General features: G+C 73.7%; 21 protein-coding genes. 11 read left to right on the forward strand and 10 right to left on the reverse strand.

Features of this window, described 5'->3' with window-relative positions:
• Positions 1-10: 10 nt before the first annotated feature.
• Complete coding sequence (locus tag B7P34_RS10325) at positions 11-1,465, forward strand: hypothetical protein (protein ID WP_106675540.1); 1,455 nt, start codon at positions 11-13, stop codon at positions 1,463-1,465.
• 46 nt (positions 1,466-1,511) lie between these two features.
• Here B7P34_RS10325 and B7P34_RS10330 read toward each other — a convergent pair whose 3' ends face one another.
• Both B7P34_RS10330 and B7P34_RS10335 read right to left on the reverse strand, forming a co-directional pair.
• Entirely contained in the window at positions 1,512-2,453 is a 942-nt protein-coding gene (locus tag B7P34_RS10330; RefSeq protein ID WP_106675541.1) for an amidohydrolase family protein, read from the reverse strand.
• Between the two features lie 109 nt (positions 2,454-2,562).
• Positions 2,563-2,787 (reverse strand): hypothetical protein, encoded by a 225-nt coding sequence (locus B7P34_RS10335; RefSeq protein ID WP_106675542.1) that lies wholly within the window; start codon positions 2,785-2,787, stop codon positions 2,563-2,565.
• A 230-nt stretch (positions 2,788-3,017) separates the two neighbouring features.
• Between B7P34_RS10335 and B7P34_RS10340 the strand changes: the two genes are divergently transcribed.
• Positions 3,018-4,622 (forward strand): ABC-F family ATP-binding cassette domain-containing protein, encoded by a 1,605-nt coding sequence (locus B7P34_RS10340; RefSeq protein ID WP_189382662.1) that lies wholly within the window; start codon positions 3,018-3,020, stop codon positions 4,620-4,622.
• 103 nt (positions 4,623-4,725) lie between these two features.
• On the opposite strand, the gene B7P34_RS10345 is transcribed toward B7P34_RS10340, so the two are convergent.
• On the reverse strand, positions 4,726-5,409 hold the full coding sequence (locus tag B7P34_RS10345) for a GNAT family N-acetyltransferase (RefSeq protein ID WP_106675543.1): 684 nt from the start codon (positions 5,407-5,409) through the stop codon (positions 4,726-4,728).
• Positions 5,410-5,728: 319 nt separating this feature from the next.
• Here B7P34_RS10345 and B7P34_RS10350 point away from each other — a divergent pair, with 319 nt between their 5' ends.
• Together B7P34_RS10350 and B7P34_RS39325 are read left to right on the forward strand one after the other, a co-directional pair.
• Positions 5,729-6,160 carry an SRPBCC domain-containing protein gene (locus B7P34_RS10350; RefSeq protein WP_106675544.1) on the forward strand — a complete coding sequence of 144 codons (432 nt, stop codon included), beginning with the start codon at positions 5,729-5,731 and terminating at the stop codon, positions 6,158-6,160.
• Positions 6,157-6,732 (forward strand): TetR/AcrR family transcriptional regulator, encoded by a 576-nt coding sequence (locus B7P34_RS39325; RefSeq protein ID WP_286157465.1) that lies wholly within the window; start codon positions 6,157-6,159, stop codon positions 6,730-6,732. The genes B7P34_RS10350 and B7P34_RS39325 overlap by 4 nt, the downstream gene beginning before the upstream one ends.
• On the opposite strand, the gene B7P34_RS10360 is transcribed toward B7P34_RS39325, so the two are convergent.
• Complete coding sequence (locus tag B7P34_RS10360; protein WP_223267706.1) at positions 6,712-7,659, reverse strand: alpha/beta fold hydrolase; 948 nt, start codon at positions 7,657-7,659, stop codon at positions 6,712-6,714. The genes B7P34_RS39325 and B7P34_RS10360 overlap by 21 nt on opposite strands.
• A 229-nt stretch (positions 7,660-7,888) precedes the next feature.
• Here B7P34_RS10360 and B7P34_RS10365 point away from each other — a divergent pair, with 229 nt between their 5' ends.
• Entirely contained in the window at positions 7,889-8,557 is a 669-nt protein-coding gene (locus B7P34_RS10365) for a maltokinase N-terminal cap-like domain-containing protein (RefSeq protein ID WP_106675545.1), read from the forward strand.
• Between the two features lie 126 nt (positions 8,558-8,683).
• Here the strand turns inward: B7P34_RS10365 and B7P34_RS10370 are convergent, their stop codons facing one another.
• Positions 8,684-9,244, reverse strand: coding sequence for a GNAT family N-acetyltransferase (locus B7P34_RS10370; protein WP_106675546.1), 561 nt, complete (start codon positions 9,242-9,244; stop codon positions 8,684-8,686).
• 118 nt (positions 9,245-9,362) lie between these two features.
• A complete protein-coding gene (locus B7P34_RS10375; protein WP_189382664.1) occupies positions 9,363-10,310 on the reverse strand; it encodes an oxidoreductase in 948 nt (315 codons plus the stop codon).
• An 80-nt stretch (positions 10,311-10,390) separates the two neighbouring features.
• On the opposite strand from B7P34_RS10375, the gene B7P34_RS10380 reads away from it, so the two are divergent.
• Both B7P34_RS10380 and B7P34_RS10385 read left to right on the forward strand, forming a co-directional pair.
• Positions 10,391-10,996 carry a TetR family transcriptional regulator gene (locus B7P34_RS10380; protein ID WP_223267707.1) on the forward strand — a complete coding sequence of 202 codons (606 nt, stop codon included), beginning with the start codon at positions 10,391-10,393 and terminating at the stop codon, positions 10,994-10,996.
• Positions 10,997-11,157: 161 nt separating this feature from the next.
• Positions 11,158-12,171 (forward strand): PP2C family protein-serine/threonine phosphatase, encoded by a 1,014-nt coding sequence (locus tag B7P34_RS10385; protein ID WP_223267708.1) that lies wholly within the window; start codon positions 11,158-11,160, stop codon positions 12,169-12,171.
• Positions 12,172-12,252: 81 nt separating this feature from the next.
• On the opposite strand, the gene B7P34_RS10390 is transcribed toward B7P34_RS10385, so the two are convergent.
• The gene (locus B7P34_RS10390; RefSeq protein WP_106675550.1) at positions 12,253-12,972 is read right to left on the reverse strand and encodes a transglycosylase SLT domain-containing protein; all 720 of its coding nucleotides are present in this window, start codon (positions 12,970-12,972) and stop codon (positions 12,253-12,255) included.
• Between the two features lie 376 nt (positions 12,973-13,348).
• On the opposite strand from B7P34_RS10390, the gene B7P34_RS10395 reads away from it, so the two are divergent.
• Complete coding sequence (locus B7P34_RS10395) at positions 13,349-14,869, forward strand: M1 family metallopeptidase (RefSeq protein WP_106675551.1); 1,521 nt, start codon at positions 13,349-13,351, stop codon at positions 14,867-14,869.
• Positions 14,870-14,909: 40 nt separating this feature from the next.
• Here the strand turns inward: B7P34_RS10395 and B7P34_RS10400 are convergent, their stop codons facing one another.
• Together B7P34_RS10400 and B7P34_RS10405 are read right to left on the reverse strand one after the other, a co-directional pair.
• On the reverse strand, positions 14,910-15,974 hold the full coding sequence (locus B7P34_RS10400; RefSeq protein WP_106675552.1) for an aspartate kinase: 1,065 nt from the start codon (positions 15,972-15,974) through the stop codon (positions 14,910-14,912).
• A gap of 18 nt (positions 15,975-15,992) precedes the next feature.
• Positions 15,993-17,411 carry an aspartate aminotransferase family protein gene (locus B7P34_RS10405; protein ID WP_106675553.1) on the reverse strand — a complete coding sequence of 473 codons (1,419 nt, stop codon included), beginning with the start codon at positions 17,409-17,411 and terminating at the stop codon, positions 15,993-15,995.
• A gap of 605 nt (positions 17,412-18,016) precedes the next feature.
• On the opposite strand from B7P34_RS10405, the gene B7P34_RS10410 reads away from it, so the two are divergent.
• Entirely contained in the window at positions 18,017-19,222 is a 1,206-nt protein-coding gene (locus B7P34_RS10410; protein ID WP_106675575.1) for an SGNH/GDSL hydrolase family protein, read from the forward strand.
• 138 nt (positions 19,223-19,360) lie between these two features.
• On the opposite strand, the gene B7P34_RS10415 is transcribed toward B7P34_RS10410, so the two are convergent.
• Complete coding sequence (locus B7P34_RS10415; RefSeq protein ID WP_106675554.1) at positions 19,361-20,122, reverse strand: MerR family transcriptional regulator; 762 nt, start codon at positions 20,120-20,122, stop codon at positions 19,361-19,363.
• 216 nt (positions 20,123-20,338) lie between these two features.
• On the opposite strand from B7P34_RS10415, the gene B7P34_RS10420 reads away from it, so the two are divergent.
• On the forward strand, positions 20,339-20,818 hold the full coding sequence (locus B7P34_RS10420) for a GNAT family N-acetyltransferase (RefSeq protein ID WP_223267709.1): 480 nt from the start codon (positions 20,339-20,341) through the stop codon (positions 20,816-20,818).
• Between the two features lie 78 nt (positions 20,819-20,896).
• Complete coding sequence (locus B7P34_RS10425) at positions 20,897-21,886, forward strand: helix-turn-helix transcriptional regulator (RefSeq protein ID WP_106675555.1); 990 nt, start codon at positions 20,897-20,899, stop codon at positions 21,884-21,886.
• Positions 21,887-21,916 lie beyond the last annotated feature (30 nt).

Raw genomic sequence — 21,916 nt, forward strand, 5'->3', positions numbered from 1 at the left:
AATGATCGTCATGGAAATGCGCCTGCCCGTTCTCGCCCATCCCGGCATGGTCCTGGAAGGACTCGCCCGGAACCCGGCCCTGCCGCCCGCCCTCCTGCGCCGGCTGTTCGCCCACCCTCCGGCCCGGGACGAAGCCGTCATGTGGCGCGCCGACCTGACGGAGGAGCTGGCCGGCGAGATCATCGCGCTCGGCGATCCGATGCTCACGCACGCCCTCGCCTGCAACCGCAGCCTCCCGGCAGGAGTCAAGCGGACGCTGGCCGCGGCGCCGGACCCCGCTGTCCGATCGGCGCTGGCCGCGCACGAGGAGGGAATACCCCGGGAGCTCTTCGAGCGGTTCGCCGGCGACCCCGCACCGGAAGTCCGGGAGGAGGCCGCCCGGAACGGCAGCACTCCGGACGACCTCCGTGCCCGTCTGGCGCAGGATCCGCATCCCGAAGTCCGCTCAGCCCTGGGCCAGTTCTGGACGGACGCCCCGGAAGCCGTGCGGCGCTCCCTGCTCACCGACCCCGATCCCACGGTCCGCGCGGCGGCCTGCGCCACGCACTTCCGCGGAGGGCCGGCCCCCGTACCGCCCGCGGATCTGCATCCCGCGCTGCTCGCCGACCCCGTCACCCGCGCAGGCGTCGTCCGCCATCTGGCGCTCGACGCCGGCACGGCCCGCCGCTTGGCGGCCGACGAGAACGAGGACGTGAGGGCCGCGGTCGCCGGTCACCCGGAGCTTCCGGCCGATCTCCGGGACGCCCTCGGCCGGGACCCGGACGCCCTGGTCCGCGCGGAGGTCTTCTACCGCCGGGACACCCCCGACGCCCTGCGGGCCGAGATCCACGCGAACCTGCAGGCCGGCTACCGGCGCTCGCGCGACACTCCCCAGGACGCCACCGAGGACGACGACTTCTGCCTCGTGGCCGTACTGGACATGCACCACCGGCACGTCGCCTGGCCGGCCGAGGCCCCGCTCGACCACGCGGACTCGCCGTACCCGTGCTTCCGGCGGTCCGTCGCCACCGCCGACGCGCTGCCGCCCGGGATCGTGGCCCGTCTCCTCGACGACGAGGACCACCGGGTCCGCGCCACCATGGCCGCCCGGATCCCGGACCTGGACCCGGCCGTCGCCGAACGCCTCGAACGCACCCACGTCCACGAGCGCAAGCGCCCGGGCAGGCCGGCCGATCACATCACGTTCCCGCCCGCGATGCTGCGCCGTTTCGCCGGCGACCCGGAGCCCGGGATGCGGGTCCTCGCCCCGCGCGACCCCGGTCTGCCGGCGGAGCTCGCCGCACGGCTGGCCGCCGACCCCGACCCTTTGGTCCGCATCGCCGTCGCGGGCCATCGCAGCCTCCCCCTGCCCGCCCTCTTCGCCCTGCTCGCGGACCAGGACGAAGACATCGCGATCGCGGCGGCCCGCTCGCCCCGCCTCCCGGTCGACGCCATGGAAGAGCTCCTCACCCGCGTCCGTCTGTGACCGGCGGCCGCACGGGCACCGCGGCGCCCTCTGCCCGGTGTCGCGACTACGCGGGGATCACCCCGGCGACGTTCCCGTCGAGGATCGCCGCCACCTGCTCCTCCGGCAGCCCGGAGTGGCGGATGTAGCCGGTGGCGGCCAGGAATTCGCCGCCGGCCTGGTAGGGGAAGTCGGTGCCGAGGAGGAGCCTGTCGGCGCCCAGTGACTCCACGGCCGCCCACAGCGCCGGGACGTGTCCGTGCCCGACGGTGTCGTACCACATGCGGCGTGCGGCCGCGCTGGGCTTCTCGGGGATGTCCGGGGCCTCCCAGGCGTATTGACGGTCGGCCCTGCTGAGCACCATGGGCAGCGCCCCGCCCAGGTGCGAGAGCACGATCTTCATGCGTGGCAGGCGGCTGGGGACACCCGCCAGGACGAGGTGCATCGCCGCGACCGTGTCCTCGACCGGGGCCCCGATCGACCAGGTCAGGCGGTGGCCGGCGATGAGCGGCGATTCGGCCCCGGTGCCGGCCGGGTGGACGGAGAGCACGCTGCCGCGCCGGTCGAGCTCCTCGAAGACCGGCTCGAACGCGGGGTCCGCGACCGACCGGCCCAGCACGGACGTCGTCGTGCACGCGCCCACCATGCCCAGGTCGTCCAGCGCGCGCCGCAGCTCCTCCAGCGCCGCGTCCGTGTGCGGGAAGGGCAGCGCGGCGAAGGCGCGGAAGCGGTCCGGCCAGCGCCTGACAACCTCCGCGTACAGGTCGTTGGCGGTACGGGCGGCACGCACCGCATGGTCCCGGTCGGTGAAGTGCGGTGACTGAGGGGCGACCGACAGCACCTGCCGCGCGATGCCCGCCTCGTCCATCAGCGCGAACCGCGCCTCGATGTCCGCGTCCGAGGTGCCGGCGCCGAGCCCGCGCTGCGTGGCGGTGTCGGTCTTGCCGTACGCCTGGACCAGATCGAGATAGGCGTCCGTCCAGATGTGCGCGTGAACGTCGATCGCCATGGCAGCGGCCTCTCGTGAGACGCGTGTCGTGAGCACGCGTCTCCTGAGTACGCGTGCGACTGAGTACGCGGGCGACGCCGGAAGCCCCCGGGGAACGGCAACGGCCCGGTCAGCCCTCCCCGGGCTTCGACCACACGGCGGGCCCGCCGCCGCGCCAGTCGATCAGCTCCGGGTCCTCGAGCTGCATGTCGTCCGATGCGACTCCGGCCCTCCGCAGGAACTCGATCACGTCCACGACGCCGTACGCCACCCCCAGGTTCTCCGCGCCGGCCGTCACCCGCCGGCCGCCCGACGACGACGGCGGATGCACGACGACGCGTGCGAGTCCGGACATGTTTCCAGCCTGCGCCAGGATCCGGCGGGACGCATCCGGGACCGCGCGGGCCGGGGCGGGGCTCGCCTCCCGCAACAGCCGGAGCGGGGCCCGCCCTCCCGCGATAAAGAAGATGCGCCATGCACGCGGACGCGGTTACCGTGGCCGCATGTCTACGCCCCGAATTTCCTAGCTGAGGACCCGCTTCCCCGCCAGAAGTGTGTCCTTCAGTCTTTTCGGAGCGTTACTTCATGATCACCGTTCGCGATGCCGAGCTGCGCGCGGGCGCGCGCCTGCTGCTGTCCGGCGTCTCCTTCACCGTCTCCCCCGGCGACCGCATCGGCCTGGTCGGCCGCAACGGCGCGGGCAAGACCACCCTGATGTCCGCGCTCGCGGGCCGGGCCAGGCCCGCCGCGGGCACCATCACCCGCACCGGACCCGTCGGGTTCCTCGCCCAGGACTCCCGCGCCGCCGACCCGGCCGTGACCGTCACCGAGCGCATCCTCTCCGCCCGCGGCCTGGACCGGGCCCTGCGGGAACTGCGCGAGGCCGAGGCCGCGATGGCGGACGCCGCGGGGCCCGGCGCCCTGGAGCGGGCGATGGGCGCCTACGCCCGCGCCGAAGCCGCCTTCCAGGCGGGCGGCGGCTACGCGGCCGAGGCCGAGGCCGCCCGCGTGGCGGCCGGGGTCGGGCTGCCCGACCGGGTCGTGCACGAACCGGTGGGCACGCTGTCGGGCGGGCAGCGGCGCCGGGTGGAGCTGGCCCGCATCCTGTTCGCCGGCCACGGCGGCACCCTGCTGCTCGACGAGCCCACCAACCACCTCGACGCCGACTCCCTCGCCTGGCTGCGCGCGTTCCTCCGGGCACACACGGGCGGGCTGGTCGTGATCAGCCACGACACGGGCCTGCTCGCCGGCGTCGTCAACCGCGTCTTCCACCTCGACGCGACCCGCGCGACGATCGACGTCCACAACACCGGCTGGACCACGTACCTGGCCCAGCGGGACGCGGACGAGCGGCGCCGCGCCCGCGAACGCGCCGGCGCCGAGCGCAAGGCGGCTGCCCTGCACGCCCAGGCCGACAAGATGAAGGCCCGGTCGGCGACGGCCGTGACGGCGAGGAGCATGGCGCGCCGCGCCGACCGCCTCCTCTCCGGGCTCGAACCGGCACGCCGGACCGAGAAGACCGCCAAGATCCGGCTGCCCGAGCCCGCCCCGTGCGGGCGGACGCCGCTCGGCGCCGCGGGCCTGGCCAAGTCCTACGGCGCCCACCGGGTCCTCGCCGGCGTGGACCTCGCCGTGGACCGCGGCAGCCGCCTGGTGGTCCTCGGCCTCAACGGCGCCGGCAAGACCACGCTGCTGCGCGTCCTCGCGGGCGAGGAACGGCCCGACGCCGGCCGGGTGGTGCACGGGCACGGCCTGCGGCTGGGCTACTTCGCCCAGGAGCACGACACCCTGGACGGTGCGCGCACGGTGCGGGAGAACCTCGCCGCGGCCGCCCCGCACCTCACGGACGGCGAGGCGCGGCACGTCCTGGGCGCGTTCCTGTTCTCCGGGGCCGACGCCGACAAGCCGGCGGGCGTCCTCTCCGGCGGCGAGAAGACCCGGCTCGCGCTGGCCGGGCTGGTGCACTCCGGAGCGAACGTCCTGCTCCTGGACGAGCCGACCAACAACCTCGACCCCGCCTCCCGCGACGAGGTCCTCGCGGCCGTCGGCTCCTACCCCGGCGCGATCGTGATGGTCACCCACGACGAGGGCGCCGTCGACGCCCTGCGCCCCGACCGCGTCCTGCTGCTGCCGGACGCGGACGAAGACCTGTGGAACGAGGAGTACCGGGAGCTGATCTCCCTCGCCTGAGCCGGTGGGCGCGGCTCCTGCCCGGCTCGTCCGGCAGGAGCCGTTCCCCGCGGCCGATCCCGGTCGGCCTGCGGCCGGTCGCGGCCGGCCCCGGCCCGGACCGTCACGCGGGAACGAGCGTGCGCATCCGTGCCGTCTCCCGGCGCCCGTCCACCCGCCGGCGGAGCCGTTCGCGCACCTGGGGCCACTCCTCGTCGAGGACCGAGTAGAACGCCGTGCCCCTGACGACGCCGTCCAGACCGCGGGTGTGGGCGCGGTGGACGCCTTCGAGGACCGCGCCCAGACCTTCGATCGCGGCGCGGGAGCGTGCGTTGCGGGCGTCGGCGCGCAGGGACACTCGGCGGACGCCCCACGTCTCGAAGGCGTGCCGCAGCATCAGCAGCTTGGCCTCGGTGTTGATGCCCGTGCCCTGGGCGCGTGCGGAGAGCCAGGTGCCGCCGATCTCCGCGGCGTCGGGTATCGCGGTGAGCGGGGAGCCCAGCGGGCCGCGCGGGGCCGGCGGCCAGACCACCGGGCCCTGCCAGTAGTCCAGCTCGCAGAAGCGGGTCGACCCCACGACCCGCCCGTCCGCGACCCTCACGGTGGCGAAGGGCACGGTCCGGCCGGTGGCCCGGGCCGCCAGCGCGTCGGCGACGTACTGCTCCGTCGCCTCGATCCCGCTGGGCACGGGTGTGAAGGCATAGCTGCCGCGGTCTTCGGCGGCCGCCGCGGCCAGGGCCACGACATGGTGCTCGGCGAGCGGCTCGAGCCGGACGGCGCGGCCGTGGAGGGTGACAGGTACGGGCACGGGCCTTGCATCCTTGCGCGGAGGAACGGGGGGAACAGGAGGACCAGGGGAACAGCGAGTTGAACCGTGCGGTCAGTGTGCGCTGCAGGTGGCGCCGCATGGGCGGCCGAAAAGTGAACGCCGGATGACATCGGGGCGACGTCGGGCGGCCGGGGCCTCCCGGCCGCCGGGTCCGGTGTGCTTCCCGCACAACTCCCATGGAACCAGGGGCCACCGGCAATCCTGCCGTCGACGCCTTGCGCAGCTAACAGCGTTAGCCTTACGCTGCAGTCATGCGGCTAACACCGTTAGCCCGGCTCATCCCCTGCCAGGAGTCCCCATGCACGCCGTCCGCACCCGCATCGACATCGCCGCCCCCGCTTCCCGCGTGTGGCAGGTGCTCACCGACTTCGACGCGTACCCGCAGTGGAACCCCTTCATCGTCAGCATCAAGGGCACGCCCGAAACGGGCGCAGTGCTGCGGAACGTCATCGTCAACAACGGCTCCACCATGCGCTTCCGCCCCACGGTCCGTGCTGCCGTCCCCGGCCGGGAGCTGCGCTGGCTCGGGCGGCTCGGGCTGCCCGGGCTCCTCGACGGGGAGCACTCCTTCCTCATCGAGGAGACCGGGCCCGGCAGCGTACGGCTCACTCAGGCCGAGACCTTCACCGGCGCCCTCGTGGCCGTACCCTTCATACGCCGCAAGCTCGACGTCCACGACGCCTTCGCGGCGATGAACTCCGCCCTCAAGCAGCGAGCCGAACACCAGTGAGCACCCACCAGCAGCCCGTCCGCACCCCGCGCACCCCCCGCGCCGCCCAGATCGCCGCCGCCGCCCGTGGCCTCCTGGAGGAGCGCGGCCGCGACGAACTGACCATGCGCGCCCTCGCCGAGCGCCTCGGCATCCGCGCTCCCTCCCTCTACAAGCACTTCCGCAACAAGGAGGCCGTGGAAGCGGCTCTCGTGGAGGACGCCCTCGCCGAGATGGGTGCGGCCCTGCACGCCGCCCTGGGCGAAGTGCCCGCCGCCGGCCGCGTGCCCGCGCTCCTGGCCGCCTACCGGCGGCACGCCCTCGCCCACCCCGGCCTCTACCGCCTGGCGACCACCGGGCCGCTGCCGCGCGCCGCCCTGCCCGGCGGGCTGGAGGAGTGGGCCGGCAGCCCCTTCTTCCTCGCCACGGACGAACCCCACCTCGCGCAGGCCCTCTGGTCGTACGCGCACGGCATGGTGCTCCTCGAACTCGACCACCGCTACCCGGACGGCTCCGACCTCGACCTCACGTGGCAGGCGGGCGCCCGCGCCTTCACCGCTTCCGGCGGGCGTTCAGCGCCGGACGTGCCGTAGCACCTCGTCGGCCAGGCGCCGGTCGAGCGCCGCGGGGAGGGTGTGCCCCAGGCCCTCGACGGTGACCAGGCGGGCGCCGGGGACGGCGGCGGCGGTGGCCCGGCCGTGGGCGGGCGGGAACATGGGGTCCTCGGTGCCGTGCAGCACCAGCGTCGGCGCGGTGACGGCGGCCAGGTCCGCGGTGCGGTCTCCGCCGGCCGCTCCGGCGAGGGTGTGGTTGAACCCGGACCGCCGGTCGCGCGCCCGCTCGTACACCCGCTCCTCCATCGCGCGGTACTCGGCCTCGTCGAAGGGGAGGACCCTCCCGTGCAGGACGCGCCACATGGGCATCCGGGTCGTGATGTACTCCTCGCGGCCGGCCCGCGGCCCGGGTACGGAGGAGGCGAGGGCGGCGAGCAGTTCGGCGGTGGGCGGCGGAAGCTGACCCGGCAGCGGCGGCCGGCCCGCGAGGGCGCGCCCTACGGCCCCGGCCGTGTCGCTGCCCAGAGGCGTGGCGGAGAGGCTGGTCAGGGTGCGGACGCGGTGCGGGTGGGTGACGGCCAGCCGCTGGGCGATGACGCCGCCCAGGGACGCCCCGACCAAATGGGCCCGGTCGGCTCCGAAGGCGTCCAGGACGGCGAGCGCGTCGGAGGCCATGTCCGCGACGGCGTACGGGCGGGCGGCGAAGTCGACCGTGGAGGAGCGGCCGATGTCGCGGTGGTCGTAGCGCACGACATGGTGGCCCGCGGCGGTCAGGTGCCGGACGAAGCCGTCGTTCCACTGGACGCCCTGCGCCCCCGCGCCCATCACGAGCAACACGGTCGGCCGCTCCGGGCTGCCGAACTCCTCCGCCCACAAGGTGAGGTCACCGGCCTGCACCATGCGTTCCGTGCCGGTGAGGCTGTCCGTCCCGGTCTCTGCGGCCGTCTCGGCGTCGTCTGCCTGCATGATCGTCAAGGTAGCGGGCGGCCGGGAGATCCCGCCATCGCGTTCGTCACAACGCCGGTGGCCCGGACGGCGCGACGCGGCCGGGCCGAGCCAAGCCGGGCTGGGCTGGGCTGGGCTGGGCCGACGACCGTGGGAAAGTATGGGCGTTCGAAGCCCCCCGGACCTCAGGCACGGGCCCCGGTCACGGACCCCGCTCCACAGGACCGCCGCACAGAAGAGAGCTCACAGCATGGCCGTCATCCACCGCACGACCCTCAAACCGACCAAACTCGAGCTGCTCACCTCCTGGCTGCCCTCCCGGCCGTGGTACCGGGGAGGCGCGGGCGAACCGCAGTTGGCCAAGGCCGGCGGGTTCCGGCTCGACGACCCGGAGGGCGAGGTCGGCATGGAGTTCGTGGTGGTCGCCGACACCGGCGGGGCCGGCCCGGCCGCCTACCTGGTGCCGCTCACCTACCGTGGCGCCCCGCTGGACGGAGCGGACCACGCCCTCGTCGGCACGATGGAGCACGGGGTGCTGGGGCGGCGCTGGGTGTACGACGGCTGCCACGACCCGGTGCTCGTCGCCCAGTTGCTCGCGCTGGTCGAGGGCCGGGCACAGGCCCAGGACCAGGACGTCAGCGACGTCCCCGCCCGGGACGTCACCCGCTCCTTCACCGGTGACGGCCCCGCCCCGGCGCCGGCGGACTTCACCGCCGCGGATCGCCGGGAGGACACCGAACTGTCCGCTGCCCGGCACGGCGTGACGCTCCGCCTGTGCCGGCTCCTGGAGCCCGGCGCCGACAGCACGGCGCCGCTTCCCGAGGGAACGACCGGCCACGTCGGCGGCTGCTGGGACCTGCCGGACGGCACGCGCGCCCGGGGCCTGTTCGCCACGCTGCACACCACCGTCGGGGCCTGAGCCGCGCGCCGTGCGGCGGAGCCCGGCGAACCGCGGAGGCGCCGGGCTCCCCGGACCGCGCGACCCGCCGGTGCCGGCCGGGTCAAGCCGGACTCAGACCGGACTCACGCCGGGCTCACGCCGGGCTCACGAAGCCCGCTCGGCCGCTCGCCACTGCGGGGCGAGCACCGACCAGATCTCCTCGTCGTGCCGCTTGCCGCGGTACAGGAAGCTCTCGCGCAGGACGCCGTCCTTCGTCATGCCGAGGCGCCGGGCCACGGCCTTGCTGGGCTCGTTCTCCGCGGAGACCCACCACTCCACGCGGTGGATGCCCCGCTCCTTCACGGCCCAGTCGATGAGCGCGCGTACGGCTCGGGTCACCAGGCCCTTGCCCACTCCCGCCGGTTCCAGCCAGCAGCCCGCCTCGGCATTGCCCTGTCCGACGTCCATCGTCCGCAGGCAGACCGCGCCGACCAGCGTGCCGTCCCACCAGATGCCGCAGAGCCGCCCGGTGTCGGCCGCGGCCTTCTCCGCGTACGTCTGCAGGAACGCCCGGCTCGACGCGAGGTCCGTGATGACGTCGGGCAGCCCGTTGTGCTGCCCGATGAACTCGCGTCCCCGGTCCACGTGGGCCAGGAACTCCTGGGCCTGCCACGGTTCGAGCGGGCGCAGCTCCGCGCCGTCGTCGCCCAGGGATATCGCGTACATCTTCGTCCTCCACGGCCGGAACCAGTGCAACTGGTGCACCTAACCTCGCACCTCCGCAGAAGGATCTCACCACGGAGGGTGTGGAAACGACGGCCGGGCCGGACGGGGACGGACCGGGTCAGGCAGCGGCCGGAATCGCGAACCGGACACCCGTCATCCGCTCCGACAGCTCCCACAGGCGCCGCGCGGTCGCGCCGTCGGCCGCCGCGGGGGCGAGCGGCACCAGCGTCGGGGCGCCGCGCAGCTCGGCCGCGCCGTCCGGGCCGATGAACTGCCCGCCCGCCACGTTCGGGGCGGTGGCCGCGAAGAGCTGCGGCAGCGCGCCCCGGGCGGGGGTCTGGGCGAAGAGCGGGTTGCCGATCCTGCCGAGGGCGAACCGCAGGAGGCCGGTCGTCTCCTTCATCTGCAGGCTGGTGGCGGTGTAGCCGGGGTGGGCGAGCACGCTGCGCACCGGGCTGCCGGCGCCGGCCAGCCGCCGGTGGAGTTCGTACCCGAAGACGGCGTTGGCGAGCTTCGACTGGTTGTAGAAGCCCATGGGCGTGTACGTGCGCTCGCCGGCGAGGTCGTCGAAGCGGAGGCTCGCCTTGCGGTGGTTGACCGAGCTCACCGTGACCACGCGGGGGTCGCGCCCGGCGGTCAGCAGGTCGAGCAGCAGCCCGGTGAGCGCGAAGTGGCCGAGGTGGTTGCAGGCGAACTGCAGCTCGTGGCCCTGCGCGCTCAGCGACCGGGGCGGCGCCATCACGCCGGCGTTGTTGATGAGCACGTCCAGCCGCGGGTGGTCGGCATACAGCCGTTCGGAGAAGACCCGGACCGAGTCGAGGTCGGCCAGGTCGAGCCGGCGCACTTCGAGCCGGGCGCCGGGCCGTTCCGCGGTGATGCCGGCGGCCGCCCTGCGGCCCTTCTCCTCGTCGCGCACCGCGAGGATCACGTGCCCGCCCCGGTGGGCGAGCGCCCGGGTGGTCGCCAGACCGAGGCCGCTGTTGGCTCCGGTGACGACGAACACCCGCCCGGTCTGGTCCGGCATCTGCTCGGCGGTCCACTGCTGCTGCTTCGCCTGCTTCGTCATGCGGCACACATTGCCTCTCGTGTCACTCGGTGTCAAGGCGCGTCTGAGTGCCATACAAGGCATGGCGTTACCATCGTCCGGTGAGTACCCGCCCTGAAGTGACCATGGCCGAGCGCAAGCGGCAGCTCGTCTCGAACGAGCTGACCGAAGCGGCGCTGCAACTACTGGCTTCGAAGGGGTTCGACGCGGTCACGATCGACGAGATCGCGACAGCCGCCGGCGTGTCCAAGCGGACGTTCTTCCGCTACTTCGCGTCCAAGGAGGACGTGGTCGTCCAGTTCCTGGCCGGCATGGGCGCCGACATGCGCACGGAGCTCGCGGCCCGCTCCCCCCAGGAGCGGCCCTCCGCAGCCCTGCGGCACACCGTGGGCGTCCCCATCGCCACCTGCGCCGACCACTCCGACAGGGCCCTGCGCGTGGTCCGGCTGATCCTGCGCACCCCCGCCCTGCACGCGCGCTTCCTGGAGCGCCAGGCGCAGTGGCGCGACGACCTGGCGGCGGAACTGGCGCACCGCCTGGGGCTCGACCCCGGCACCGACCTGTATCCGCGGCTGGCCGCCGGGATGGCCCTGACCGCCTTCGACGCGGTGCTGCACCGGTGGAGCGGCAGCGACGGGGCCGAGGACCCGGACGAGCTGATCGACCGCGCGTTCGCCGTGATCGCCCCGGCGCTGGACGCCGTCTGACGCCGTCCTGTCCCTCCCCCGGCCACGTGTCGCAGGGACCGTACGGCGGAGGCGGGCGGTAAGCAAGGGACATGCGCATCCCGTTCCCGCCGGCGGGGCCCCGTCACTCAGGGGGCCGACGCGCGCTGCTTGCCGCACCTCTGGGGCTGATCGCCGTGATCATGGTGGCCGACCTGGCGACCGGCCCGGACATCCACCTCGGCCCGCTGCTCGTGGTCGCACCGGCGCTCACCGCGACCTTCGGCAGCGCGCGGCTGACCGCGGCGATCGGCGTCGTGGCGGTCACCGCCCAGATCATCCTGGGCGTCCTCTTCGGCCGCACCTCGACGGCGGACCACCAGACGCAGACGGCCGCCCTGTTCCTGGCCACCGCCTTCCTCGTCGCCTTCCGCGCCGTCCACGAGCGGCACCAACAAGCGCTCGACCGCGCCCGCTGGGTCGCCGACGTGGCCCAGAAGGTCCTGCTCAAGCCCCTCCCGGCGCAGATCGGCCCGCTGGAGCTGGCTTCGGCCTACGTGGCGGCCGAGGCCGAGGCGCAGATCGGCGGCGACCTGTACGCGGCGGTCCGCGCCCGGGACGCCACCCGCGTCATGATCGGCGACTGCCGCGGCAAGGGCTTCACGGCCGTGGGGGACGCCGCCCTGCTCCTCGGCGCCTTCCGCGCCGCCGCGCACCGCTTCCCCCCGCTCCCCCGGCTGGTCGCCCACCTGCACAACATCGTGTACTGGGAGTCCCAGGAACCGGCCGACGACCTCGCCGCCGGGGAGGGCTTCGTCACGGCGGCCGTGCTGGAGATCCCCGACGGCCTGCCCCGGGTCCGCGTCATCGACTGCGGCCACCCGCCGCCGCTCCTCGTCCGCGGCGGCGAAGTCGTATCCCTGGAGGTCCCCGACCCGTACCTGCCCCTCGGCCTGGGAACAGCCACGACGGAAGCCGACTACGAGGCCGAGACCTTCGACTTCCCCGACGGCGACCTGCTCCTGCTCTACACCGATGGCGTCATCGAGGCCCGCGACGCCCACGGCGCCTTCTACCCCCTCACCGAGCGCCTGGCGTCGTGGGGCGAACGGGACCCCCGGCGGCTGGTCCGGCGCCTCCACGAGGACCTGCTCGCCCACGCGGGCGGATCCCTCGGCGACGACGCCGCGCTGATCGCCATCAGACGCAAGCCGTGACCGTACGACGCGAAGGGCGGTGGCGCCCCGGGGGTCCGGGGTGCCACCGCCCTCACGGTGGTTCATGCCGCCTGTGACGGATTAGTACGCGGAGTTCACGTTGTCCATCGAGCCGTACTTGTCGGCCGCGTAGTTACAGGCAGCGGTGATGTTGGCGACCGGGTCGTAGATGTCCCAGGACGTGCCCTCGACGTGATACGCCTTGAACGTCGGGTCGATCATCTGCAGCAGACCCTTCGACGGCACACCATTCACGGCATTGACGTCCCAGCCGTTGATCGCACGCGGGTTACCCGTCGACTCACGCATCACGTTCCGCTTGATGCCGTCATACGAAGCCGGGATGCCCTTGGCCCGCAGAATGTCCAGGGCCTCGCTGATCCAGCCGTCCACGTTATTGGCGTAAGCCTTCTTCGCCGGAGCAGCCGGCTTGGCCGGAGCGGCGGGCTTGGCGGGGGCGGGCTTGGCCTCCAGAGCCTTGCGCTCGGTGGAACGGTTGGCGGCCTGCTTCTCCGCACGCTCCTGCTCAGCCTTCGCCTTCACCACGACGGCACCGGCATCAGCCTTGGCGGCCGTGACAGCAGCGGCACTCTGCTGCTCCAGCGCGTCCTGCTGCGTCTCACCGAAAGCCTCAGCACTCCACGCCACCGGCTTCACGGACGAAGCCGAAGCGGTGTCGGCGGCAAAAGCGTGCGGAGCGACAGCCACCGCAACCACAGCGGCACCCGTCGCGGCAATGCCGGCAACAGAGAACTTGTGAATCTTCGGAAGACGGGTATAGCCGGAGATGGTGGAGCGCATAAGAGAGCTGAACCTTCCCAATCGCGGATGTCGCCCGGCCCTGAAGCGGCGCAATAACGAAGCGCCGTTCCTCGGTCGACGGCGCCCAGCGACCCCGTAATTGTTAGCGGCGGCGAAAACCCCTGACAAGGCCTGTGACCTACTACCCCCATTCATAGGCCCCGGAAATCCGCCCGCCTTTCCCCTCTATTCCGCCACCGCGCCCACTAACGCATTTCGTAAGTGACGCGCGCCTCATGGGCGGCCTCACACCGCGGGCGCGCCCGAGTCGCCGACAGCGACGGCTCCGCCACCCGCAGTGTTCGCACTTCCCGCCCCTCCGTTCCTTCCTTAGGCTTCGGGAACCCGATCTTGCCTACGAGTGGGGAACGATCACATGCGTCGCGGATTAACCACCCTGACCAGCGCCGTCGCCGCCTGTCTGCTGCTCGCCGTCCCGGCCTCGGCCGCCGGTCCGGCCCCGGGAGCGGCCGGCGTCGGGGACCCGTACTACCCCGACGCCGGCAACGGCGGCTACGACGTCGCCCACTACGACCTCCGGCTGAAGTACCAGCCACGGACGGACCGCCTGGACGGGACGGCGACCCTCCTCGCGACCGCGACCCGGAACCTGAGCCGCTTCAACCTGGACTTCCTCCTCGACGTCGACGAGGTCCTGGTCAACGGCAAGAAGGCGGCCTTCGCCAGGTCCGGGACGCACGAGCTGGAGGTCACGCCCGCCACGGCCCTGGCACAGGGCAGCCCGCTCACCGTGGTCGTCCGCTACGGCGGCACGCCGTCGGAGAAGAAGATCGACGGCGCCGCGGCCTGGCACCGCACCGCGGACGGGGCGGTCGTCGTCGACGAGCCGACGTCGGCGCCCTGGTGGTACCCGAGCAACGACCACCCGTCCGACAAGGCCACCTACGACATCTCCGTCGCCGTGCCGGACGGGCTCCAGGCGATCAGCAACGGCGTACTGGCCTCGCGAACCTCGAAGCTGGGCTGGACGCGGTACAACTGGCGCTCGGCCGCGCCGCAGGCCACCTACCTGAGCACGCTCGCCATCGGCAGGTTCGACATCACCGAGGGCACGACCGCGAGCGGCATCCCCGTCGTCAACGCCTACGGCAAGGGCCTCGGCGACAACCTCGCTCCGGCCAGGGCCAGCCTGGAGCGCACCGGCGAGGTCGTCGACTGGGAGAGCTCCCTCTTCGGGCCGTACCCCTTCGCCGCGGCGGGCGGTTTCGTGCCGGACGTGCCCGGCTACGGCGCGGTCGAGACCCAGACGCGGCCGTTCTACACGCCCGGCATGTTCGAGAACGGCGCGTTCATGGAGGTCGTCGTCCACGAAACGGCGCACCAGTGGTTCGGCAACAGCGTCTCGGTGCGGAACTGGCGCGACCTCTGGCTGAGCGAGGGATTCGCGACGTACGCGCAGTGGCTGTGGTCGGAGAAGGAGGGCGAGGGCACCGCACAGGAACTCGCCGACCACGCCTATTCCTCCACCCCCGCCGACGACCCGTTCTGGCAGGTGAGACCCGCCGACCCGGGCGCCGGCCAGCCTTTCCACAACGCCGTGTACCGGCGCGGGGCCATGGCCCTCCAGGCGCTCCGCAACCGGATCGGCGACAGGGACTTCTTCGCCGTCCTCAAGCGGTGGCAGGAGGAACGGCGGTACGGGAACGCCACGGTGCAGGACTTCGTGCGGCTCTCGGAGCGGGTCTCCGGGAAGCCGTTGCAGAGGCTCTTCGACGCCTGGCTGTTCACGCCCTCGAAGCCGGCGCCGATGCCCCGGGCGGGCGGTGGCGGCGGCGCGTCCTCGCTCGCGTCGCAGGCTCGGGCCCCTGAGCCGCGGTCCTGGAAGAAGATCGAAGCGGCGCAGAGCGCGCACCGGTGGCCGTCACACCGGCACTGAGCGGCCTCATAGCCGGGACGGCGGCCGGGAGCGTCCGCCCTCAGCCCGCCGCCTTGCGCGGTGCGGCGATGCGCGCGGCCGCGGCGCAACCCGTCATGCCCGTCTGCTCACCGGAGGGGTTCCCGGAGCAGGCGCAGGATGCGGGTTCCGGCGGCACGGGCGGGTCGGCGGCGCCGACCGCGGTGCCCGCCTCCGACAGCGCGTGGAAGATCGTCTCTGTGGAGCCGGGCCCGACCGGACCGCCCGGGCCGCCCAAGCCGCCGGGAGCTCCCGGAGCCGGGGGCACCGGCGTCACAGCCGGATTCGCCCGCTCACGGGCGGGGGCGGCGCCCGCGGTCTCCGCCCGGGGCACGATGCCCTCCGCCGCGTACGCCGCGTCCGAGACCACCGTGCCGGGGAGGCCGTGGTACGAGGACCGCACGTGGACGGTGACCCCGTGCCGGCGGGCGTATTCCACGCTGCGCAGGGCCAGCACCTCGGCGCCCTGGACGGCCATCTCCAGCATGGTCTCGTACGTCACGTGGCGCAGCAGCCGGGCTCCGGGGAACACCTTGGGGTCGGCGGTGTAGACGCCGTCGACGTCTGTGCAGATCTCGCACACCTCCGCTCCGAGCGCCGCCGCCAGGGCGATCGCCGTGGTGTCGGATCCGCCGCGCCCAAGGGTGGTGACTTCCCCGGTCTCCCGGCTGAGCCCCTGGAATCCGGCCACCAGGACGATCTCTCCGCGGTCGAGCGCCGCCCGGACGCGCTGCGGCTCGACGGCGATGACCTGGGCCCGGCCGTGGGTCGCCGTGGTGATCACGCCGGCCTGGGGGCCCGAGAAGGAGCATGCCCGCCCGCCGAGGGCGTGGATCGCCATCGCGGTGAGCGCGTTCGAGACCTGCTCGCCCGCCGCCAGCAGCATGTCCAGTTCGCGCGGGGAGGGTGCGGGCGTCACCTCGCCCGCCAGGCGGAGGAGCTCGTCGGTGGTGTCGCCCATGGCGGACACCACGACGACGACGTCGTGACCCGCTTCGCGCGTCGCCACGATGCGCTCCGCCACGTGCTTGATCCGCTCGGTACTCCGCACCGAGGAGCCGCCGTACTTCTGGACGATGAGGGTCATCGCGTGACTCCTCTCTGCCTAGGCCGGGCGTCCGGTTCCGGCCGGGGCGGGGCGGTCGTGGCGGCCGGGCGCCCGGGGGCTGCACGCGGAGACGGCGTCCACGAGGATCGAGCAGGCCGTGTCCACCACGTCGGGGGTGACGTTGAGGGGCGGGAGGAGCCGTACGACGGCGTCGTCGCGCCCGCCGCGTTCGACGATGAGGCCGTGCCGCAGGGCGTGGGCCTGGACGGCGGAGGCGATCCCGGTCGCGGGGGTGCCGTCGTCCGGGTCGGCCAGTTCGACGCCCCACATCAGGCCGCGGCCCCGCACGTCGCGGACCCATGGGTCCGCGGTCAGCTCCGCGAGGCGGTCCGCGAGTTGTTCGCCGCGCCGGCGGACGTTGCCGAGGACGTCGTCGCGCCGCATGATGCGGATCGCCTCCACTCCCGCGGCGAAGGCCAGCTGGTTCCCGCGGAAGGTGCCGATGTGCGCGCCGGGCGACCAGACGTCGAGCGCCGCGTCGTAGAGGATGAGGGCGACCGGCAGGCCGATGCCGCTGAGCGCCTTGGACGCCACGATGACATCCGGTTCGATGCCGTACTGCTCGAAGGCGAACCACGTTCCGGTGCGCCCGCAGCCGGTCTGCACCTCGTCGGCGATGAGGGGGATGCCGAGGGCCCGGGTCAGGTCGCGCACGCGGCGTACGAAGTCGGTGCGGGCGGGGATGGTCCCGCCTTCGCCCTGCACGAGTTCGATGATCACGGCGGCGGGTAGGGGGATGCCTCCGTTGCCGTCGTTGAGCGCGTGTTCCAGGTAGGTGGCGCAGTTCGTGGCGCAGCTGTCGGGCGTCAGGCCGACGGGGCACCGGCTGCAGTAGGAGTACGGGAAGAAGTGGACGCCGGGCATGCCGTTGCGCACGGGTTCCTTCGGGGACACGAGTCCGCTCAGCGCCATGGCGGCGTGCGTGCTGCCGTGGAAGGCGCCCTGGAAGGAGACGATGTCGCCGCGGCCGGTCGCGGTCTTGCAGAGTTTGACGGCGGCTTCGACCGCATTCGCTCCGGTGGGCCCGCAGAAGTGCAGTTTCATGCGCTCGCGCAGCTCCGGCGCCAGCATGGACAGCTGGGCCTCGGTGAACTCGTCCTTGGCGGGCGTGGGGAAGTCCAGGCCGTGGGCGAGGAGGTCCAGTTGGCGGGCGACGACGCGGACGAGTTCGGGGTGGCTGTGGCCGAGCGAGAGCACGCCCGCTCCGGCGAGGAAGTCGATGAAGACGTTCCCGTCGACGTCCCGGACGAAGCTGCCGGCGCCGTCCGCCAGCGCGATGGGCAGGTGGCGGGGGTAGGTGCGGGCGGACGACTCCCGCCGTTCCTGGCGCGCGAGGAGTTCGGCCGAGCGGGGGCCGGGCAGGTCGCCGCGGACGTGCGGGCCCCTAGGGGTGCCGGGCTGCAGGGGCGAGGTCATGGGGTGCCTCCACGGGGGTCTGCCGCCGGGCGGGAAGCGCCGGGGACGGGAACGCCGGCCGGATCGCCGGCAACGCCCACCGGACCACCGTCGCATGCGCGTTCGAAAAGCCGCACCGGGGGCCGCCCGGGCGGAGGGCCGCCGGCGGACGGCTGCGGCAAGCCGCCCGGAACGGAATCCGCCCGAGTGGGTCCGGCGCGCGCCATGAACCCCGTCATGACAACCCCTGCGGCGCACTGCGGCGAACGGGGCCGGTCAGGCCCGCCGTCGGCTGTGCGGCCGGCTCAGCGGGGGATCCCTCGGGGCGGCGCGGCGCGTCCCGCGCACGCGAGCCACGAGCCGCCGGGGCCGGGACGGCGGGGCGACCGGAACGGTCCGCTTCCCATCACTTCCTCCGGAAAGGAGATCCTTGCCGCTTCCCATCCTACGGAGTTCCCCGGCACATGGACGCGACGAAGTTCCCCGGGCATGGGGGCGCGGGCCCGGCACGACGAGGCCGGACCGCAGCAATGGGCGCGCCCTGTCGTGGCTCGCTACACAACGTCACCACGCGGGCCGGACGAAATTCGTGTGCGCATCACCTACTAGGTTGACAGGCTGTGACCATGAATGCCCCGCTCAACGACACCCCCGGCCAAGAGCCCCACCACGAGGCTCCCACCGACTGGATCACCACGCCCGTCGAAGCGCGCTTCCTGCGCGGCGCCCTCGACGTGGAGCGCACCGCGCTCGGCGTCCGGCCGCACCGGCTGCCCTCCTGGGCCCGCGAGCAGTTCCCCGACCCGACCCTGGCCATGATGGAGGCGCAGCCCTCCGGCGTGCGGCTGGCCTTCCGCACCCGTGCCACCGCCGTCGAGCTGGACGTGCTCCACACGAAGACGGTCTACAAGGGCATTCCGCCGCTGCCCGGCGGCGCGTACGACCTGGTCGTCGACGGCCGGCCGGCCGGGCGGGCCGAAGCGAGCGGCGGCAACGTCCTCACCATCGACCTCGCCACCCAGGCCGCGGAGATGCGGCCGGGGCCGCCCGGCAGCGTGCGGTTCGGCGGACTGCCCGCCGGCGAGAAGGACGTCGAGATCTGGCTGCCCAACAAGGAGACCGCCGAGCTGATCGCACTGCGCACCGACGCCCCCGTCGAGGCCGCGCCGGACAGCGGCCGCAGGGTGTGGCTCCACCACGGCAGTTCGATCAGCCACGGCACCAACGCCGAGGGCCCGACCGGGACCTGGCCGGCGGTCGCCGCCGCCCTGGGCGGCGTGGAGCTGGTGAACCTGGGCTTCGGCGGCAACGCCCTCCTCGATCCGTTCGTCGCCCGCACCATGCGGGACGTCCCCGCGGACCTGATCAGCGTCAAGCTCGGCATCAACCTGGTCAACCTCGACCTGATGCGCGTACGGGCCTTCGCGCCCGCCGTGCACGGCTTCCTCGACACGATCCGCGACGGGCACCCCACGACGCCGCTGCTGGTCGTCTCCTCCGTCCTGTGCCCCATCCAGGAGGACACTCCGGGCCCCGGCGCACCGGACTTCGAGGGCGGGAAGCTGCGGTTCCGGGCGCTCGGCGACCCGTCGGACCCCTCGCGGCTGACGCTCCGCGTCATCCGGGAGGAGCTCGCGCGCATCGTCGCGCAGCGCGTGGCGGCCGGTGACGCGAACCTGCACTACCTGGACGGCCGCGAGCTGTACGGCGAGGCGGACTTCGCCGAGCTGCCGCTGCCCGACGAGATCCACCCGGACGCCGCCGGCCTGCGCCGCATCGGCGAGCGCTTCGCCGAGCGGGCGTTCGGCGACGGCGGCCCGTTCGCCGTCTGAGCCGGCCGGCGCCCTGAACGGCCCGGCCCGCGGCGCCCGTTCGATCCCCGTTCCCCGGGGTCCGAGCCGGGCGCCGCACTTCGGCCCCGTGAGTCCCCGCCGCCGGCACGCGCCCCGCGGTGGGGACTCCCGGGACGTTCAGCTCAGCCGCGTCCTGACGTACGCCTCGATGGCGTCGCGCTGGTACGCGGCCAGGCCCGGGGCGATCGACTCGTACGCCGCGCGCCAAGGGACGTTCTCCACGCAGGAGCGGCCGAGCGCGCGGAACTCCTCGGCGGTGACCGCCCGGATGCGGACCAGGGCCCGGTACTGCGCGCCGGTCTCGGCCTGCGCCGCTTCGCCGTCGGCGGGCTCGCCGGCGGCCAGGAGTTCGGCCAGCCGGATCATCTGCGCCGTGCGCTCGCGGTGCCCGGCCTCGATCTCGGCCTCGCTCATCGCCGCGGTGGCCTGCTCGACCGCCCCGGCCAGCTCCGGGAAGTCGCGCATGGTCTTCATGTACTGGTCGGGCCGGATGCCTTCGAACAGGTTCTCCGGCCGGTTGATGTCGATCATGGGACTGCCGTCCTTCCTGGACTGCTCCAGTTCGGTGATCGTGCGGGAGACGGTGCCGGCCAGGGCGTCCAGCCGGTCCCGCTCGGCGAGCAGCCGGCGGTGGTGGCCGCGCAGGGCCTCCAGTTCGTCGACCTGCGCGGCCAGGACCCGGCCGATCTCGGCCAGTCCCAGGCCCAGCTCCCGCAGCACGAGGATCTGCTGCAGCCGCAGAAGCTGCCGCTCCTCGTAGTAGCGGTGCCCGTTGCTGCCGATCCACGCCGGCGGCAGCACGCCGATCTCGTCGTAGTGCCGCAGCGTCCGGGCCGTCACGCCCGACATCCGGGCGACCTCCGCGATCGGCCAGGCCATCGCCGCCTCCCTCACGAGCGCCTCACCGGGCCGGCTTCTCCGGCCCTCGTCACGACGGTAGAAGCTGCCGCAGCGGCAGCTTCAACCCCCGCGCGGCCGGGGAAATCCGGTCGCCCCGCCCCGGCCGTCACACTACGTTGGCGGAATGCCCGAACTGCGCACCGCACGCCTGCTGCTCCGGGAGTGGCGGGATTCCGACCTCGCCCCTGGGCCGCCATGAACGCCGACCCCGAAGTCCGCCGGTACTTCCCGGACGTGCTCACACCGGAGCGGAGCGCGGCGTCCGCCGCCCGCTTCCAGGACGACCTCGGCCGGCGGGGCTGGGGGTGGTGGGCGGTGGAGGTTGCGGCCACCGGGGAGTTCATCGGGTTCGCCGGGCTGGACCCGGTGGAGGAGGACATGCCGTTCACGGGGGTGGAGGCCGGCTGGCGGCTGGCCCGCCCCGCCTGGGGGCACGGCTACGCCACCGAAGCCGCCCTGGCCGTCGTGGCCTTCGGCTTCGAGAGCCTCGGCCTGCCGGAGATCCTGGCCGTGACGACGGCCACCAACCTCCGGTCGCGGGCGGTGATGCGCCGCATCGGCATGACCCATGACCCCGCGGACGACTTCGACGACCCGGAGGTGCCCGAGGGACCGCTGCGCAGGAACGTGGTGTACCGGCTCCGGCCCGGGCATCATCGGCCCGGCGAGGGGTAGGCCGGTAGGCCCCGGGAGGTGCCGGCCGGAGCCGGAAGAACGCCTCCCGGTCCGTGCGCAGAACGGAGCCCAGCAGACATGACCAGCCGCACGCCCGGCCGCACACCGCCCGCCGATCCCCTTCCCCTGCACCGCCTGCACGTCGCACCGCCGCAGGTGCCGCCGTTCGCCATGGGCTCCTTCGACGCCTTCGGCCCCGACGCGCGGGCGGGCTACCCGCACCGGCACACGTTCTACGAGGTGGTCTACGTGACCGGCGGCGCGGGTGCGCACGTCATCGACCTCGTCCGCAGGCCCCTGGACCCCCACCTCCCCCACCTGTGCGTCGTCCTGCCCGGGCAGGTGCACTACTGGGAGCGCGCGTCGGGCCTGCGCGGCGTACTGCTGCTGTTCGGCGAGGACTTCCTGCTGGCCCGCCCCGGCGACCGCGAGCTGCTGCACGCGCTCGGCGAACGGCAGTGGCTGCAGCTCCCCGCCGCCCCCTCCGGAGGGGGCGACGACGCGGCGGGCATCGGCTCGCTGGTCCGGGCGATGGGAGCGGAGTTCGCGGCGAAAGCGGACGGCTACGCGTCCGTCCTGGAGGCGTACCTGCACATCCTGCTCGTCCGCGCGCTGCGCCTGCCCGGTGCGCGAAGACCGGACCCCGCGCCGGGCCGGGCGGCCGAAGTCGCGAGGGAGTTCGGCCTGCTGCTCGCCGCGACGACGGGTGCCGAGCGGTCGGTCGGGGCGTACGCGGCGCGCCTCGGCGTCTCGGTCGGCTATCTGAACGAGGCCGTCAAGCAGACGACCGGCCGCACGCCCGGCGAGCTGCTCCGCGCGGCCCGGACGCTGGAGGCGAAGCGCCTGCTGACCGGCTCGGACCTGGGTGTCGGCCAGGTAGCCCGGCGCGTGGGCTTCGCCGATCCCGCGTACTTCTGCCGCTTCTTCCGCCGGGAGACCGGGGTCAGCCCCGGAGACTTCCGCCGCCGGGCGGCGACGGCGCGGGCGGCGACGGCCCGGCCGGACGGCAACGGCAATCACCACGTTCACCGAACGGAGTCCATCGATCCGCGCCGCTCGCCTTCCTAGGTTCATCGGGGAACCACTCGATGCCCTCGA

Source organism: Streptosporangium nondiastaticum (genome assembly GCF_003011965.1).
Taxonomy (GTDB): Bacteria; Actinomycetota; Actinomycetes; order Streptomycetales; family Streptomycetaceae; genus Streptomyces; species Streptomyces nondiastaticus.